Origin of the sequence: Pseudomonas putida W15Oct28 (assembly GCF_000708715.2) — a bacterium.
Taxonomy (GTDB): domain Bacteria; phylum Pseudomonadota; class Gammaproteobacteria; order Pseudomonadales; family Pseudomonadaceae; genus Aquipseudomonas; species Aquipseudomonas putida_R.
This window is the reverse complement of sequence record NZ_JENB01000001.1, coordinates 123,381-140,837: the sequence shown is the minus strand read 5'-3', so window position 1 is coordinate 140,837 and position 17,457 is coordinate 123,381. Positions and strand designations below refer to the sequence as shown.

General features: G+C 65.2%; 14 protein-coding genes. 10 read left to right on the top strand and 4 right to left on the bottom strand.

Translation table 11 applies throughout. The annotated features are described in order from the left end of the window. Window positions 1–75 precede the first annotated feature (75 nt). The 9 genes from AK81_RS00640 (at window position 76) to AK81_RS00600 (ending at window position 12,210) form a co-directional block, all read left to right on the top strand. Complete coding sequence (locus AK81_RS00640; protein WP_043195975.1) at window positions 76–1,482, top strand: amino acid permease; 1,407 nt, start codon at window positions 76–78, stop codon at window positions 1,480–1,482. A 376-nt stretch (window positions 1,483–1,858) separates the two neighbouring features. Then, window positions 1,859–2,653 carry an enoyl-CoA hydratase/isomerase family protein gene (locus tag AK81_RS00635; RefSeq protein WP_043195972.1) on the top strand — a complete coding sequence of 265 codons (795 nt, stop codon included), beginning with the start codon at window positions 1,859–1,861 and terminating at the stop codon, window positions 2,651–2,653. 32 nt (window positions 2,654–2,685) lie between these two features. Beyond that, entirely contained in the window at window positions 2,686–3,846 is a 1,161-nt protein-coding gene (locus AK81_RS00630; RefSeq protein WP_043195970.1) for an acyl-CoA dehydrogenase family protein, read from the top strand. Window positions 3,847–3,863: 17 nt separating this feature from the next. Next, window positions 3,864–5,981 carry an acetate--CoA ligase family protein gene (locus tag AK81_RS00625; RefSeq protein ID WP_043195968.1) on the top strand — a complete coding sequence of 706 codons (2,118 nt, stop codon included), beginning with the start codon at window positions 3,864–3,866 and terminating at the stop codon, window positions 5,979–5,981. Further along, window positions 5,974–7,581, top strand: coding sequence for a 5-guanidino-2-oxopentanoate decarboxylase (locus tag AK81_RS00620; protein WP_043195967.1), 1,608 nt, complete (start codon window positions 5,974–5,976; stop codon window positions 7,579–7,581). The genes AK81_RS00625 and AK81_RS00620 overlap by 8 nt, the downstream gene beginning before the upstream one ends. 34 nt (window positions 7,582–7,615) lie before the next feature. Next, window positions 7,616–8,845, top strand: a complete 1,230-nt coding sequence (gene alr / locus AK81_RS00615; RefSeq protein ID WP_043195966.1) for an alanine racemase — start codon at window positions 7,616–7,618, stop codon at window positions 8,843–8,845. Window positions 8,846–8,869: 24 nt separating this feature from the next. Continuing rightward, complete coding sequence (locus AK81_RS00610) at window positions 8,870–10,060, top strand: pyridoxal phosphate-dependent aminotransferase (protein WP_043195964.1); 1,191 nt, start codon at window positions 8,870–8,872, stop codon at window positions 10,058–10,060. Beyond that, entirely contained in the window at window positions 10,053–11,465 is a 1,413-nt protein-coding gene (locus AK81_RS00605; protein ID WP_043195961.1) for an aldehyde dehydrogenase family protein, read from the top strand. Before AK81_RS00610 ends, AK81_RS00605 begins: the two co-directional genes overlap by 8 nt. Window positions 11,466–11,508: 43 nt before the next feature. After that, window positions 11,509–12,210 (top strand): NAD(P)H-dependent oxidoreductase, encoded by a 702-nt coding sequence (locus AK81_RS00600; RefSeq protein WP_043196146.1) that lies wholly within the window; start codon window positions 11,509–11,511, stop codon window positions 12,208–12,210. A 158-nt stretch (window positions 12,211–12,368) separates the two neighbouring features. Here the strand turns inward: AK81_RS00600 and AK81_RS00595 are convergent, their stop codons facing one another. After that, the gene (locus AK81_RS00595; RefSeq protein WP_043195959.1) at window positions 12,369–13,595 is read right to left on the bottom strand and encodes an MFS transporter; all 1,227 of its coding nucleotides are present in this window, start codon (window positions 13,593–13,595) and stop codon (window positions 12,369–12,371) included. A 244-nt stretch (window positions 13,596–13,839) separates the two neighbouring features. On the opposite strand from AK81_RS00595, the gene AK81_RS00590 reads away from it, so the two are divergent. After that, window positions 13,840–14,403: an adenylate kinase gene (locus tag AK81_RS00590; RefSeq protein ID WP_043195957.1), complete on the top strand. Its 564-nt coding sequence runs from the start codon at window positions 13,840–13,842 to the stop codon at window positions 14,401–14,403. Window positions 14,404–14,415: 12 nt separating this feature from the next. On the opposite strand, the gene AK81_RS00585 is transcribed toward AK81_RS00590, so the two are convergent. The 3 genes from AK81_RS00585 to AK81_RS00575 all read right to left on the bottom strand — a co-directional run bounded on the left by AK81_RS00585 (window position 14,416) and on the right by AK81_RS00575 (window position 17,456). Continuing rightward, window positions 14,416–15,126 carry a TetR/AcrR family transcriptional regulator gene (locus AK81_RS00585; RefSeq protein ID WP_081041988.1) on the bottom strand — a complete coding sequence of 237 codons (711 nt, stop codon included), beginning with the start codon at window positions 15,124–15,126 and terminating at the stop codon, window positions 14,416–14,418. Window positions 15,127–15,274: 148 nt separating this feature from the next. Beyond that, window positions 15,275–16,150 carry a universal stress protein gene (locus tag AK81_RS00580; RefSeq protein ID WP_043195956.1) on the bottom strand — a complete coding sequence of 292 codons (876 nt, stop codon included), beginning with the start codon at window positions 16,148–16,150 and terminating at the stop codon, window positions 15,275–15,277. A gap of 292 nt (window positions 16,151–16,442) precedes the next feature. Continuing rightward, window positions 16,443–17,456 (bottom strand): methionine ABC transporter ATP-binding protein, encoded by a 1,014-nt coding sequence (locus AK81_RS00575; RefSeq protein ID WP_043195955.1) that lies wholly within the window; start codon window positions 17,454–17,456, stop codon window positions 16,443–16,445. Between the last annotated feature and the right edge of the window lies 1 nt (window position 17,457).

Genomic DNA, 17,457 nt, shown 5'->3' with positions numbered 1-17,457 from the left:
GAATAATGACATGCCGTAGCGCTCAGCCCCTCCTTCGCATCACCAAACGTACCTGCCGCAAGGGTGAGGTGCGCCATGACTGACCCCGTTGAAAAAATCCAGCTCACCCGCGCCCTGAAAAGCCGGCACATCTTCATGCTGTCGCTGGGTGGGGTGATCGGCACCGGCCTGTTCATGGGTTCGGGCGTGACCATCAACCAGGGCGGGCCGGTGGGCGCGATCCTGGCCTACCTGGTGGCCGGCCTGCTGATGTACCTGGTGATGGTCTGCCTGGGCGAACTGTCGGTGCAGATGCCGGTGTCCGGCTCGTTCCAGGCCCATGCCACGAAGTACATCGGCCCGGCCACCGGCTTCATGATCGGCTGGGTGTACTGGATGAGCTGGGCCACAACCGTAGGCCTGGAGTTCACCGCCGCCGGCATGCTGATGACCCGCTGGTTCCCCGAGGTGCCGATCTGGTACTGGTCGGCACTGTTCGTGGTCGTGCTGTTCGGCCTCAACGCCCTGGCCACTCGCGCTTTTGGCGAGGCCGAGTACTGGTTCTCGGGCATCAAGGTGGCGACCATCGTTGGCTTCATCATCATCGGCCTGCTGGTGATCTTCGGCGCCATCCCGCTGAGCAGCGGGGCACCGGCGCCGATGCTGGACAACCTGGTGGGCGAGTCGCTGTTCCCCCACGGCCTGTCGGCAGTGTTCGCGGTGATGATGACCGTGGTCTATGCGTTCCAGGGCTGTGAAATCATGGGCGTGGCGGCCGGTGAAACCGAGCACCCGGAAAAGAGCATCCCGCGGGCAGTGCGCAACGTGGTGTTTCGCGTGCTGATTTTCTACGTGCTGGCGATTGCCGTGTTGTCGGCCATTGTGCCGTACGAGCAGGCCGGGCTGATGGAAAGCCCGTTCGTGCAGGTGTTCGACATGGTCGGCATTCCCTTTGCTGCCGACGTGATGAACTTCGTCATCCTCACCGCCATCCTTTCGGTGGGCAACTCCGGGCTGTATGCCTCTACGCGCATTCTCTGGGCGATGTCCAAGAGCGGCATGGCGCCGAAAAGCCTGGCACCGCTGAGCAAGCGCGGCGTACCGCTGCGGGCGCTGAGCATCACCCTGTGCTTTGCCCTGGTGTCGCTGATGACCAGCTTCATTGCCGCCGACACCCTGTTCATGGTGCTGATGGCGGTGAGCGGCATGTCCGGCACCGTGACCTGGATCGTCATCGCCCTGGCGCAGTACCGCTTCCGCCAGGCCTACCTGCGTGAAGGCGGGCAGCTGCAGGACCTGAAGTACAGGGCGCCGCTGTACCCACTGGTGCCGCTGCTGTGCATCACCCTGTGCAGCTCGCTGTTCGTGTTCCTGGCGCTGGATGAAACCCAGCGGCCGTCGTTGTACTGGGGCTTTGGGTTCATTGCCCTGTGCTACGCGGCGTACTTCTTCGTCAACCGCCGTCGGCAGGGGGCCTTTGAGCCGAGCGCGCCAGGGGTTTGATTGCGGTGTTGGGCTGAAGATTGCCGGGGCCGCTTAGCGGCCCATCGCGACACAAGGCCGCTCCTACAGGATTTCGCGCAGGTCCGACCAGCGTTCACGCAGGTCCTGCCTCACGCGGTCTCTTGTAGGAGCGGCCTTGTGTCGCGAAAGGGGCGCAAAGCGCCCCCGGCAATCTCCCAGTTGTACAAAGTTGTAACAATCACCCCGAAATCCACGGTCATAAAAATAAATAAACTTTTTAAAAAACAATAGGTTAGGTAGGTTTCGAAGGCTGTTACAGGCCAACCCCCCGACAATTGCCGCCTTGTTGAACACTCGTTTAGTATCTCCCTCATCAAGCCCTCCCAAAACCATCACAACAACACCGAGGCCCCCCATGACCACCCCGTCGTCGTCACTGTTGAGCAAGGTCGAAGCCGGCGTTGCCTGGATCACCCTCAACCGCCCAGAGCAGCGCAACGCGCTGGACATCCCCACCCTCAAGCAACTGCACGCCTTGCTCGACAGCCATAACGCCGACCCGGCCGTGCGCGTGGTGGTGCTCACTGGCAGCGGCCGCACCTTCTGCGCCGGTGCCGACCTGGCCGAATGGGCTGCCGCCGAAGCCGCAGGCACCCTGGAAAGCTACGGCTGGACCGAAACCGCCCACGCCCTGATGTTGCGCCTGCACAGCCTCGACAAGCCCACCATCGCCGCCATCAACGGTACCGCCGTGGGCGGTGGCATGGACCTCAGCCTGTGCTGCGACCTGCGTATCGCCGCCGCCTCTGCGCGCTTCAAGGCCGGCTACACCAGCATGGGCTACAGCCCCGATGCCGGCGCCAGCTGGCACCTGCCACGGCTGATTGGCAGCGAGCAGGCCATGCGTTTGTTGTTCCTCGATGAACTGTGGGGTGCCGAGCGCGCCCTGGCGGCCGGGCTGGTCAGCGAAGTCTGCGCCGACGAGCAACTGCCCGCCGTGGCGGCCGAGTTGGCCGGGCGCCTGGCCAATGGCCCGACGTTCGCCTACGCGCAGACCAAGCAGCTGATCCGCGACGGCGCCCACCGCACCCTGGCCGAGCAGCTGGAAGCCGAGCGCCACGCCGGCCTGCTGTGCGGCCGCAGCCAGGATGGCGCCGAGGCGCTGCAAGCCTCGGTTGAACGCCGCGCCCCCCGTTTTACCGGCCAGTAACCCGATACCGACCCTGACCAGGACCTTCGCAGATGAATTTCCAACTGACCCAAGAACAAGAAATGTTGGTGGAAGCGGTACGCAGCTTTGTTGCCAAAGAGCTGCTGCCCCATGAGGAAGCGGTAGACCGCGCCGATGCCGTGTCGCCTGAGCTGGCCGCGCACATCCGGGGCAAGGCCATCGCTGCCGGGTTCTATGCCTTCAACATGCCCGAGGAAGTCGGCGGCGGTGGCCTGGACTACCTGTCCCAGGCGCTGATCGAACGCGAGCTGTCCAAGGTGTCCTGGGCGCTGCACGTGTTTGTCGCACGCCCGTCGAAAATCCTCATGGCCTGCAAGGACGAGCAGATCAACGACTACCTGCTGCCTTGCGTGCAGGGCGAGAAAACCGACTGCTTCGCCCTCACCGAGCCGGGTGCCGGCTCCGATGCCAACGCCATCAAGACCCGCGCCGTGCGCCAGGGCGACGACTTTGTCATCAACGGCAGCAAGCACTTTATCAGCCACGCCGGCCACGCCGATTTCGCCATCGTCTTCGCGGTCACCGACACCTACGAGCACAACGGGCGCAAGCGCAATGCGGTCACGGCGCTGCTGGTCGACCGTGGCACACCGGGCATGACCATCCGCCGCGGCCCCAAGTGCGTGAGCAACCGTGGCTACCACACCTATGAGCTGTTCTTCGATGACTGCCGGGTGCCGGCCAGCAAGGTGCTGGGCGAGGTCGGCAAGGGCTGGGAAGTGGCCAACGCCTGGCTCACCGCCGGCCGTGTGATGGTTGCCGCCAACTGCGTGGGCCAGGCCCAACGCGCCCTCGACCTGTCGCTGCAATGGGCCGCCGACCGCAAGCAGTTTGGCCAGCCCATCGGCAGCTACCAGGGCGTGTCGTTCAAGCTGGCCGACATGGCCACGCAGATCCGCGCCGCCGAAATGCTCACCCTGCACACCGCCTGGAAGATGGACCAGGGCAGCATGACCGACGGCGAAGCCGGCATGGCCAAGCTGTTTGCCAGCGAAGTGCTGGGCAAGGTGGCCGACGAAGCCGTGCAGCTCTTCGGTGGCATGGGCCTGATGGACGAAGGGCCGGTCGAGCGCATCTGGCGCAACGCGCGTATCGAGCGCATCTGGGAGGGCACCTCGGAAATCCAGCGGCACATCATCGCCCGCGAACTGCTGCGCCCGCTGCTGCGCTGAGCGCCAGGAGAACACCCATGTCGCAATCGATTCGTGACAACCTCAAGCGCCTGCTGGCGCCCCGGCACCTGGCCTTCGTTGGCGGGCGCAGCATGGCGCGGGCGCTCAAGCGCTGCGCCGAAGGTGGCTTTGGCGGCGAGCTGTGGCTGGTCAACCCGCAGCATGAAAGCCTGGAGGGCATCCCGTGCGTGGCCCGCGTGGCCGACTTGCCTTACGCCCCGGACGCGGTGTTCATCGCCACCAACCGTGAGCTGACCTTGCAATGCGTTGCCGAACTGGCCGCGCGTGGCGCCGGTGGTGCCATCTGCTATGCCTCCGGCTTTGCCGAAAGCGGCGAAGAGGGCCGCCAGTTGCAGCTGCGCCTGCTCGCTGCGGCCGGCAACATGGCCCTGCTCGGCCCCAACTGCTATGGCCTGCTCGACTACCTGCACGGTGCAGCCCTGTGGCCGGTGGCCCATGGTGGCCAGCAGGTGGAGAAGGGCGTGGCGATCCTCACCCAGAGCGGCAACTTTGCCTACAACCTGTCCATGAGCGACCGCTCGCTGCCGGTGGCCTACATGGCATCGGTCGGCAACCAGGCGCAACTGGGCGTGGCCGAGCTGATGGACGTGCTGCTCGACGACCCACGGGTAACGGCCATCGGGCTGCACCTGGAAGGCTTGAAGAACGTGCCGGGTTTTGCACGCGCCGCGCACAAGGCGCTGCAGCAGGGCACGCCGATCATTGCCCTGAAGACTGGCGTGTCGCAGATCGGCGCTGAACTGGCGCTCAGCCACACCAGCTCGTTGTCCGGCTCCGATGCCTTGTACGACAGCCTGTTCCAGCGGCTGGGCGTGATCCGCGTCAGCGGCCCGGTGAGCTTTGTCGAAACGCTCAAGGCCGCCGCTTGCGGGCGCTTGCCGGCAGATGGCGAACTGATCGCGCTGGCCTGTTCAGGCGGCGATGCTGGCCTGATCGCCGATTATGCCGAACGCAACCATTTACACCTGCCCAAGCTTGAACAAGGGCAGGTGACGGCACTGGCCGAAGTGCTGCCGGCCTATGCCAACCTGGTCAACCCGCTTGATTTCACCACTGCCATCTGGGGCGATGAAGCGGCGCTGCAACGCATGCTCGACAGCACGCTGAGCGGGGCAGCTGATGCCGCCATGCTGGTGCTGGACTATCCGGCGGCGGTCACTGGCGAGCGCAAGGAGTGCGACCTGCTGTTGGCGCTGTACTGCGATGCGCTGGAGCGTCACGGCAAGATCGGTTTTGTCACCTCCGCCTTCCCGGAGCTGCTGCCCGCCAGTGCGCGTGAGCGCCTGCATGCCCGGGGCATCGCCGCGCTGCAGGGCGTGGAAGACGGGCTGGCTGCGTGGGGCCGGATTGTCTCTTATCAACGCAACCGCCAGCGGTTGCTGGAGCAGGGCGAGGCTGCACGGATACCGCTGTGCCCGCAGGCCCTCACGGGCGAAAGCCGGTTGCTGGACGAATGGCAATCCAAGCAAGCCCTGCGCGCCTTCGGCTTGCCGGTGCCAGCGGGCCTGCTGAGTACGCCCGGGCGCGCCGTGGCAGACGCCGCCCGCGTGGGTTACCCGCTGGTAATGAAGGCGGTCAGCGCACAGCTGCCGCACAAGACCGAGGCCGGTGCGGTGGCGCTGAACCTGCGCGATGCCGCCGCCCTGGAAGCCGCACTGGTGCAGATGCGCCAGCGCATCGCAGCCTACGCCCCGCACGTCGCGTTCGACCAGGTACTGCTCGAACCCATGGCAGAGCCGCCGCTGGCCGAGCTGATAGTGGGCATCAAACGTGAACCCGACTTTGCCCTGGCCCTGGTGATTGGTGCCGGTGGTGTACTGGTCGAACTGCTCAAGGACAGTGTCAGCCTGTTGCTGCCCACCACCGACAGCGCCATCCGCGCCGCACTGCTCAACCTGCGCAGCGCCAGCTTGCTGCAAGGCTTCCGTGGCCGCCCGGCCGCCGACCTCGACGCCTTGGTGGCGGCCATCCGCGCGGTGGCCGATTACGCCTGCGAAAACGCCGGGCAGCTGCTGGAGCTGGATGTGAACCCATTGATGGTCGGTGCCCACGGCACCACCGCGGTCGACGCGCTGATCCGCCTCGGCCAGGCGCAAGGAGAACGACATGAATGACCTTACCCTGACTGCCGGCCAGGCGCTGGTGCGCCTGTTGGCCAACTACGGCGTGCAGACCGTGTTCGGCATCCCCGGGGTGCACACCCTGGAGCTGTACCGTGGCCTGCCGGGCAGCGGTATTCGCCATGTGCTGACCCGCCACGAGCAGGGCGCCGGTTTCATGGCTGACGGCTATGCGCGGGTGAGCGGCAAGCCGGGGGTGTGCTTCGTCATCACCGGCCCGGGGGTGACCAACGCCGCCACCGCCATCGGCCAGGGCTATGCCGATTCCATCCCGATGCTGGTGATTTCCAGCGTCAACCATACCGCCAGCCTGGGCAAGGGTTGGGGCTGCCTGCACGAAACCCAGGACCAGCGCGCCATGACTGCGCCGATTACCGCGTTCTCGGCCGTGGCGTTGCGCGGCGACGACCTGCCCGAGCTGATTGCCCGCGCCTGGGCCGTGTTCGACAGCGAACGGCCGCGCCCGGTGCACATTTCGGTGCCGCTGGACGTGCTGGCTGCCCCTGTCAGCCGCGACTGGAGTGATGAGGTGGTGCACCGCCCCGAGCGTGGCCTGCCGTGCCGCGAAACCCTCGACCAGGCTGCGCTGAGGCTGGCAGCGGCCAAGCGGCCGATGATCATCGCCGGTGGTGGTGCGCTGCACGCGGCCGAGCAGCTGGCGCAGTTGAGCGCCCGGCTGGCGGCACCGGTGTTCACCAGCGTGGCCGGCAAGGGCCTGCTGCCGCCGCAGGCGCCCCTGAATGCCGGTTCCAGCCTGTGCGTGGAACCTGGCTGGCAGTTGATCAGCGAGGCTGATGTGGTACTGGCCGTGGGCACCGAAATGGCCGACACCGATTTCTGGCGCGAGCGCCTGCCGATCACTGGCGAGCTATTGCGCGTGGACATCGACCCGCGCAAGTTCAACGACTTCTACCCCTGTGCCATTGCCTTGCAGGGTGATGCCCGGCAAACCCTGGCCGGCTTGCTCGAACACCTGCCAGCACTCGACCGAGACCCGGCCCAGGCCAGCGAAACGGTGCGCAACCTGCGCCAGGCCATCCGCAACGGGCATGCACCGTTGCAGGCCACCCATCAGGCGATTCTTGACCGCATTGCCGCCGTGCTGCCCGACGACGCGTTCATCAGCAGCGATATGACCCAACTGGCCTACACCGGCAACTACGCCTTCGCCAGCCGGGCGCCGCGCAGCTGGCTGCATCCTACCGGCTACGGCACACTCGGCTACGGCCTGCCGGCCGGCATCGGCGGCATGCTCGCCACCGACCATCGCCCGGGCCTGGTGCTGGTGGGCGACGGCGGTTTCCTTTATACCGCCCAGGAGCTGGCCACGGCCGTAGAGGAGCTGGACCGGCCGTTGGTGGTGCTGTTGTGGAACAACGACGCCCTCGGCCAGATCCGCGATGACATGCTCGGCCTGAACATCGAGCCGGTTGGCGTGCTGCCGCGCAACCCCGATTTCATCGGCTTGGCCCGTGCCTTTGGTTGCGCGGTGCGCCAGCCGCGTGACCTGGACGCGCTGCAGGCCGACCTGGCCAGCGGTTTCGCCACACCCGGCGTGACCTTTATCGAACTCAAACACACCAGCGTCTGTTAAGGCGCGCACAACGACAAGAACAAGAGAAACCCACATGCCATTTCGCCGTTCACTTCTGGCCGCATCCCTGGCCCTGCTGATCACCGGCCAAGCCCCACTGTATGCCGCCCCCCCGCTGTCGATGGACAACGGTACCAACGCCCTGACCGTGCAAAACAGCAACGCCTGGGTCGAAATCAGCGCCAGCGCCCTGCAGCACAACATCCGCACCCTGCAGGCCGAGCTGGCCGGCAAGTCCAAGCTGTGTGCCGTGCTCAAGGCCGATGCCTATGGCCACGGTATCGGCTTGGTAATGCCGTCGATCATCGCCCAGGGCGTGCCCTGCGTGGCGGTGGCCAGCAACGAGGAGGCCCGCGTGGTGCGCGCCAGTGGCTTCACCGGGCAACTGGTACGGGTGCGCCTGGCCAGTCTCAGCGAGCTGGAAGACGCCTTGCAATACGACATGGAAGAGCTGGTGGGCAGCGCCGAATTCGCCCGCCAGGTCGATGCCATCGCCGCGCGCCACGGCAAGACGCTGCGCATTCACATGGCGCTCAACTCCAGCGGCATGAGCCGCAACGGGGTGGAGATGGCCACCTGGTCCGGTCGTGGCGAAGCGCTGCAGATCACCGACCAGAAGCACCTCAAGCTGGTCGCGCTGATGACCCACTTCGCCGTGGAAGACAAGGACGATGTGCGCAAGGGCCTGACGGCCTTCAACGAGCAGACCGACTGGTTGATCAAGCACGCAAAACTCGACCGCAGCAAGCTCACCCTGCACGCCGCCAACTCGTTCGCGACCCTGGAGGTGCCGGAGGCGCGCCTGGACATGGTACGCACCGGTGGCGCGCTGTTCGGTGACACCGTGCCGGCGCGCACCGAATACAAACGCGCCATGCAGTTCAAGTCACACGTGGCAGCGGTGCACAGTTATCCGGCCGGCAACACTGTCGGCTACGACCGCACCTTCACCCTGGCCCGTGATTCGCGCCTGGCCAACATCACCGTCGGCTATTCCGATGGCTATCGCCGGGTGTTCACCAACAAGGGCCATGTGCTGATCAACGGCCACCGCATACCGGTGGTGGGCAAGGTGTCGATGAACACGCTGATGGTTGATGTCACCGACTTCCCGGACGTGAAGGGTGGCAACGAAGTGGTGCTGTTCGGCACGCAGGCCGGAGGCGAAATCACCCAGGCCGAGATGGAAGAAATCAACGGCGCACTGCTGGCCGACCTGTACACCGTATGGGGCAGCTCCAACCCGAAGATCCTCGTCGACTGAAACCGCCATTCAAGGGAGATTGCCATGCGCTACGCCAAGCTTACCCAACGCATCGCCGGCGACGGGGCTGCGGCCTGGGACATCCACTACCGCGCCCTGGCGCTGCAGGCCGAGGGCAAGGACATCCTGCTGCTGTCGGTGGGTGACCCGGACTTCGACACCCCCCAGCCGATTGTCGAGGCAGCCATCGACAGCCTGCAGGCCGGTCATACCCATTACGCCGATGTACGCGGCAAGCTGGCCCTGCGCCAGGCCATCGCCAGGCGCCACCAGCAGCGTAGCGGCCAGGCTGTCGACGCCGACCAGGTGACGGTGCTGGCGGGGGCCCAGTGCGCGCTGTACTGCGTGGCCCAGTGCGTGCTGGACCCTGGCGACGAGGTGCTTGTCGCCGAACCGATGTATGTGACCTATGAGGCGGTGTTCGGTGCCTGTGGCGCCAAGGTGGTGCCGGTGCCGGTCAAGCCGGAGAACGGCTTCAGGGTATGCCCGCGAGACGTGGCCGAGCGCATTACCCAGCGCACCCGCGCGCTGGCCTTGAACAGCCCGCACAACCCGTCGGGGGCAAGCCTGCCCCGTGCTACCTGGGAAGCACTGGCCGAACTGTGCATTGCCCACGACCTGTGGCTGATCTCCGACGAGGTGTACAGCGAGTTGCTGTACGAGGGCGAGCATGTCAGCCCTGCCAGCCTGCCGGGCATGGCCGAGCGCACCGCCACCCTCAACAGCCTGTCGAAGTCGCACGCCATGACGGGCTGGCGGGTGGGCTGGGTGGTCGGTTCGGCCGAGCTGGCCGCCCACCTGGAAAACCTCGCCCTGTGCATGTTGTACGGCTCGCCGGACTTCATTCAAGACGCCGCCGTGGTGGCGCTGGAACAGCCGTTGCCCGAGCTGGACGCCATGCGCGAGGCCTACCGCCAGCGCCGTGACCTGGTGTGCGAACAGCTGGCTGGTTGCCCGGGCCTCAAGGCGCTGAAGCCCGATGGTGGCATGTTCGTGATGGTTGATATCCGTGAGACCGGCGTAAGTGCCCAGGCCTTTGCCGACTACCTGCTGGACAGCCAGGGCGTGTCGGTGCTTGCCGGCGAAGCGTTCGGCCCCAGCGCTGCCGGGCATATCCGCCTGGGCCTGGTGCTGGGCAATGCGGCGCTGGTCGATGCCTGCCAGCGCATCGCCTGCTGTGCCGACGAACTGAAGCGGGAGTACGGCCATGCGTGAGTATGCGCGGCTGTACATCGATGGCGCCTGGCAGGTGCCGAGCGGGCAGGGCATGGCTGAGGTGATCGACCCGGCCACCGAACTGGCCATTGGCCGGGTACCGCTGGGCGCCGAGGCCGATGTCGAGCGGGCGGTGATGGCGGCGCGGCGGGCCTTCGATGGCTGGTCGCGCACGCCGTCCAGCGTGCGCGCCGGGTACATCCGGGCATTGGTCGCACAGCTGAAAAACCGTGCGGGGCAAATGGCCGAGGTCATTACCGACGAGTTGGGCATGCCGGTGCAATGGTGCCAGGCGGTGCAGGTCGAAGGCCCGATAGCCGGGCTGGAACAGTATGCCGAACTGGCCGGGCTGATGGACGAGGTGCGCGAAGTCGGCAATTCGCTGGTGTACCGCGAGGCGGTTGGCGTGTGCGCATTCATCAACCCGTGGAATTATCCGCTGCACCAGATGATCGGCAAGCTGGCGCCGGCCCTGGCTGCCGGGTGCACGGTGGTGGTCAAGCCCAGCCAGGAAACGCCGCTGCACGCATTTGTGCTGGCCGAAATGATCGATGCCATCGGCCTGCCGGCCGGGGTGTTCAACCTGGTCAGCGGCCCGGGGGCCAAGGTGGGTGAGGCCCTGGCCCGGCACCCGCAGGTGGACATGGTGTCATTCACCGGCTCCACCGGTGCCGGGGTGCGGGTGGCGCAAGCGGCCGCGCCGACGGTGAAGCGGGTGTGCCTGGAACTGGGTGGCAAATCGCCGTTGCTGGTTACCGCCGACGCCGACCTGCACGCTGCGGTGCGCCATGGTGTACAGGACGTGATGATCAACTCGGGGCAGACCTGCACGGCACTGACCCGCATGCTGCTGCCGGCCAGCCGCTACGCCGAGGCGCTGGAAATCGCCGAGGCCGAAACCCGTGCACTGGTCATGGGCGACCCGCGTGATCCGGCCAGTTTCCTGGGGCCGATGTGTTCGGCAGGCCAGCGGCGCACGGTGCTCGACTACATTCGCCAGGGCCAGGAGGAGGGCGCGCGCTTGTTGTGCGGTGGTGATCACGGCGGCTTCGAGCGCGGGTTCTACGTGGCGCCCACGTTGTTCGCCGACGTCGACAACCGCATGCGCATTGCCCAGGAAGAAATCTTCGGCCCGGTGCTGTGCCTGATCCCCTACGCCGACGAGGCCCAGGCGCTGGCGCTGGCCAATGACTCGCCGTTCGGCCTGTCCAGCGCGGTGTGGGCGGGCAGCCGCGACCACGGCCTGGCGCTGGCGCGGCAGATACGGGCCGGGCAGTGCTTCATCAACGGTGGCGGGTTCAACTACCAGGCGCCGTTCGGTGGCTACAAACAGTCGGGCAACGGCCGCGAGTGGGGCGAAGAGGGCCTGGCGGAGTTCGTCGAGGTGAAAGCCGTACAGTGCTGAGCCACCGCCGCAAGACAACCTGTTTTGTGTAAGGAGAATGTTTGTGAATGTACTGATCGTCCACGCTCACCCCGAACCGCAATCGTTCACCGCTGCCCTGCGGGACCAGGCCGTGGAAACCTTCCGCGCCCAGGGCCACCAGGTGCAGGTCAGCGACCTGTACGCCATGGGCTGGAACCCGGTGGCCAGTGCCGATGACTTCCCCCAGCGCGAGAACCCCGAGTACCTGGTGTATGCCCTGGAGCAGCGCCAGGGCGTCAAGCGCGGGGCCATTGCTGCGGACATCCAGCAGGAGCTGGACAAGCTGTTGTGGGCCGACTTGCTGGTGCTGAACTTCCCGATTTTCTGGTTCTCGGCACCGGCCATGCTCAAGGGCTGGATCGACCGGGTGCTGGTGTCGGGGGTGTGCTATGGCGGCAAGCGTTTCTACGACCAGGGCGGGTTGGCGGGCAAGAAGGCGCTGGTGACCGTGACACTGGGCGGGCGCGAGCACATGTTTGGCGACGGGGCGATTCACGGGCCGCTGGAGGACATGCTGCGGCCAATACTGCGGGGCACGCTGGCCTATGTCGGGTTCGAGGTGCTGCCGCCGTTTGTGGCCTGGCATGTGCCGTATATCAGCGATGAGGCGCGCCAGGGCTTTTTGCAGCAGTACCAGCAACGGCTGGAGCAGCTTTCGGACGACCAGCCACTGGTGTTCCCGCGCCTGGCGCAGTTCGATGAGGCGTTGTACCCGCTGGCCTGACCTTTCTTCTGTATCGACCATTGGGGCCGCGTGGCGGCCCTTTCGCGACACAAGGCCGCTCTTGCAGGTACAGCGTGGGCACAACGCGGCGCGGAACCTGTGGGCGCGGCGGTGCGGCGATCCGGTTTACCCGCCAGGCAATCGCCTTGGGCGGCTGCTCAGCCCGGCTGTGCTGCCAGGTTATTGCTGACGTTGCGGCCCAGCACCAGCACGGTGACAAAGCCGCAGCCCACCAGCGCCGTGGCCAGGCTCAACAGCACCGCGGTGCCCATATGGTCGACCACCTGCCCGCCGAAGAACGAGCCCAGTGCAATGATCACCTGGAACATGGCCACGAACAGCGGCATGCCACGTTCGACATCCTTGGGCGCTACCACAAACATCCAGATGTTGGCGCAGGCCGGGAACGCGCCGAAGGCGAAGCCCCACAGCGCGATCAGCATCGCGGCGCCGGTCATGCCGGTGGCGAAGTGCGGGAACAGGGCGGTGCTGACAGCAATCATGACCGCGACCAGCATCAAGGTATGCCGCACGCTGCGGTTGGCAGCGTAGCCCGCGAAAATGTTGCCCATGAACCCGGCGACGCCGTAAAGCAGCAACAGTGAGCCAATCGTAGGCCCGTCGAAGCCGGCATTCTGTTTGAAGAACGGGGCAACATAGGTGTACGCGGCAAAGTGCGCCAGGCCGATCAGCAGCACGGCGATCAAGCCGACCCGCGCTTGCGGGTTGATGAACAAGGCCGGCAGGTCGCTGATGCGAATGGCCTTTTCCGGCAGCAGACGCGGCAGCAAAAATACCTGCGCCAGCAGCACGGGTATGCCCACCAGTGCGGTAACCAGGAAGGTCATGCGCCAGCCCATCAGGCCGCTCAGCCAGGTGCCCACGGGCACGCCCACTACGGTCGCCAGGGTAACGCCGGCCATGATGATGGAGTTGGCCTTGGCCACGCCCATGCCGTCGGGGGCCAGGCGGCCGCTGAGGGCGATGGCGGTCGCCCAGAAGCCACCGATACTGACACCCAGCAGCACGCGGCCGACCAACAGCAGGTTGAAGTCGACGGCGTAGGCCACGATGGTGTTGGCGATGATCATGATCAGCGTCAGGCCAATCAGCAGGTAGCGCCGGTCCAGCGCGCCGACGCCCACGGAAATCAACGGGGCGGCCAGCGCGGCCATGATGCCGGGCAGCGTCACCATCAGGCCGGCAAGGCCTGCACTGATGCCAAGGTCACTGGCCACATCGTTGAGCACCCCCACCGGGAGGAACTCGCTGGTGACCAGGGCAAATGCACCCACGGCGACCGAGAGGATTGCCAGCCATTGCTGTGTGACACTCTGTTGATTATGTTCGGGAAGGCCGCGAGGGGCCTGGCGGTTGCTTGGCATGGGGGTCGGTTCCATGAGGGATGTCGCCTGTAGCAGGCGCAGGAGCGGAAGGATTTGCAGGCAATTATAGGGACGGCCTTGCCATGCCGACAGGCAGGCCGCTTGATAGTAATCATCAGCGCTATCGATGAAACGCCTGGCATAGAGCGGCAGGTGACGCATTGTGATCGAAGTTCCAAGCCGACGAGGCGCTTATGGGATATCTTTCCGGCCCGGAAAACCGCTGGTATTCAAGGAGGAACAATTGCGCATCTACATTACCGGTGCATCGTGTGCAGGCGTGACCACGCTGGGGCAGCACCTCGCCACGCAACTCGATCTGCGCCACGCCGACGTCGATGACTTCTACTGGATGCCCACCAATCCGCCGTTTACCACCAAACGGCCGGCCGATGAACGTGTGCCTTTGATCCAGCAAGCGCTCGGCGAGGACGACTGGGTGCTGAGCGGCTCTTGCATGGTCTGGGGTGATGCCTTGCTGGCCCATGTCGACCTGACGGTGTTCGTGGTAACACCAACGCCCGTGCGTCTTGAACGGCTGGCTGCACGTGAAAAGGCGCGCTTTGGCGAGCGCATCGCCCCGGGTGGTGACATGCACGAGATACACGTGGGGTTCAGGGAGTGGGCTGCTCAGTATGACGACCCGAACTTTACCGGCCGCAACCGGGCGTGGCATGAGCGCTGGCTGGCAGGGCAGGCAGCCCCGGTGTTGAACGTGGACGGGGCAAGCAGTTCTGCAGCGTTGCTTGCGCAAGTCACATCGGCGCTTAAACAGCTACCGCTTCGCCAGTCTGGTGATCTTGCGTAGGTAAGGCAAGCTTCATGACGATGCCATAGCCGCTTTCTGGCCCGGCACGACACCGCCCAGCACCATCTGGGTGACCGTGCGGGTGGCACGATCAAAGTCCGACTTGTCAGGCCGGGGCACGCCTCTGAGCTGCGACATTTGCCAGGCCAGATTGGTGTAGGTGCGCGTTGCCGACCAGATGAAAATCATCAGGTGCTCGGGGTCGCAGGGTGCCAGCCGGCCATCATCGATCCAGTTGCGCAGGCAGGCGACGTTGCGCCTGGCTTCCTCCAGCAGCATGTTCTTGCACACCTCAGGCAGGCGCTTGCCCCCTGAGAGCAACTCCTGGCTGAACACGGCGGCGCTGAACGGGTGCTCCCGGATGATGCGAATGCGGGCTTTGATATAGGCCCGCAAGCCCACGATCGGGTTGTCGCTTTTTCGCAATGCGGCCGAGGCCCTCACCAGCGGCTCGATAAAACCCATCAGCACTTGGACGTACAGGTTCTCTTTTGTCTGGAAGTAGTAATAGAGATTGGCCTTGGGCACCCCGGCGCGCTCGGCAATATCGTGCGAGTGGGTGGCGGTGAAACCGGTCGTGGCGAACGATTCGCTGGCAGCTTGCAGGATCAGTTTGCGATTCTTGCGTTGTATACCGGGGTTGCCCAGTGAGTGATTGATCGCGGCTAACGGTGCGTCAGCGTCATCGTTGGCAGTGTCTGGCATGACGGGTTGAGCGTACATCACGGTTTCATCTGGGCTTTTGAAAGTCGATATATAGAAAAGTATATAGCGAGTGTCGTGCTTTTCTTGAACCGTTGCAAGGCTGCCATTTACACACTAGCGCAAGAGGGCAGCCCCTGGATGGAGGCTACCCGTCGGGTTCGGAGCGTCAGGGAGAGACCAGCACATCACACTGCGATTCGTTCAGTACGTGCTTTGTGACGCTGCCAACCAACAGCTCCTCCAGCGCGCTTGCACCCTGCTTGCCGACCACGATCAGGTCGCACTCCAGCTCCTGTTCCTGTTCGGCAATGAGCCAGCCAGGGTCACCGTGCACCAGAATCTGCCGTGCATCGGCCATGCCGGCAGCCTCACTCAGCGCAGCGAGTTGCGCCTCCGCATCCTTGCGGATGACATTGCGGTAATGGGTAAGGGTGTCGTGGTCGATATGGGCGAAGCGCACGCTGCCTTCGAACGGGGCTTCGTACACGTGTAGCAGAATGATTTCGGCCTGCGGGGCAATGGTTTTGGCCAGTTTGATGGCGCGCAGCGAAACCGGTGAGAAATCGACTGGCACCAGCACAGTGCGGTAGGCGTCACGCGGGGCCGGTTTGACCACCAGCAAAGGGCAGGGCATGTGGTTTAGCATTTTCTGCACGGTTGAACCCAGCAGCAGGCGCCGCGCCACGCTCTGGCCCTTGGCTCCGCATACCAGCAGGTTGCTGTGCTTGTCCTGCACCACCCGGGTGATCTCGGTGATCACCGAGCCGCTGGCGACCTGCACCCCAGCAGAAATGTCGTAGCGCTGGAACAGCAGGGCTGCCAGTGCGCGGGTTTTTTCGCCGGCGCTGTCCAGCACGCGCTTCAACAGGTCGTCATCAGGCGCCACCAACTGCTTGAGGCGTTCGAAGGGGGCCGGGTTGGCAACGTAGAGCAGGTCTAGTGAGGCCTGCTGCGCGTTGCTCAGGTAGGCAGCACGCTCCGCCGCGTTGCGAGCGTGGGGGGACAGGTCGGTGGCGACCAGGATGTGTTTCAGCGGGCTCATGTGGGGCTCCTTGTCCAAGGCCGCGCACAGTGATCTGGGGTGAACCCCTAGCGCTGTGCGCCTGGCGGTGCTTGAGTCATTCCTTGCTTGCAGCCATCCTCGCGCGAACCCGGCGCGGGGGCTTGATTTGGGTCAATGGAGTGCAGGTGCAGCGGCAGATCATGCCGGCAACAGACCGAAGTGCCGATCGAAAAGATCAAGCTGACCACCGAGCTGCCGGTGTAGCAGTAATACCCTGTGCTCGGGCTGCCTCCTACCTGGAACTGTGAATGTCTTGAGGTTAATGTTTGATTCATACCCACTCGGCACGGTCTGCCAGCAGCCTGGCCTGATGCAACAGCTCGTCGTCCGGCGTCGCACTGGCGATGGCCAGGCGCAGTTGCCCAAGAAACCGCCCTTGAATCGGCGCGATCGAGCCCGAGAACAGGCTCACCCCATCGCCCAGCGCGGCACCGATGGCTGCCAGGTCTGGCGTTAGCCCTTTGCCGCCGGTGTAGTGCAAGTCGAGGTAGCGATTGCCGGCAGTACTGGCCTGCGCTGCTGGCGTGGCCTCGCTGAGCAGGATGCGGCTGACGGCGTGCCGGGGGTTGCCGAACACTTCCCACACCGCGCCGGTCTCGACGATGCGGCCTTGTTCCAATACGGCTACACGGTCGCACAGGTCGCGGATTACTTGCATTTCGTGGGTGATCAGAACAATGGTCAGGCCCAGCCGCTGGTTGATGCTGCGCAGCAGGTCGAGGATCGCCTGGGTGCTTTCCGGGTCCAGCGCCGACGTGGCTTCGTCGCACAGCAGAATCTGTGGCTCCAGCACCAGCGCCCGGGCAATGCCGACGCGCTGCTTCTGGCCACCGGACAGTTGCGCGGGGTAAGCGCCGCCACGGCCGGCCAGGCCGACCAGGCGCAACAGCTCGTCCACCCGGGCGCTACGCTGCTGTTGCGGCACCCCGGCCATGCGCATCGGCAACTCGATGTTCTCGGCCACCGTGCTGTTGGCCAGCAGGTTGAAGTGCTGGAAGATCATCGCCACCTTGCGCCGCAGCGCGTGCAAGGGCTTGCCGTGCAGCCCGGCGATGTCCTGGCCGTCGATCAGTACCTGGCCGGCGCTGGGGGCTTCCAGGCGATTGAGCAGGCGCAGCAGCGAGGACTTGCCCGCACCGCTGCGGCCGATGATGCCGAACACCTCGCCACGGCGTACCTGCAGGTCGATGTCGTCGAGCGCACTGACCGCGCCGTAGAGTTTGTGGATGCCACGCAGGCACAGCTGGGCATCGGTTGGCTGGATTTGCTGCTGGTAACGGCTCATG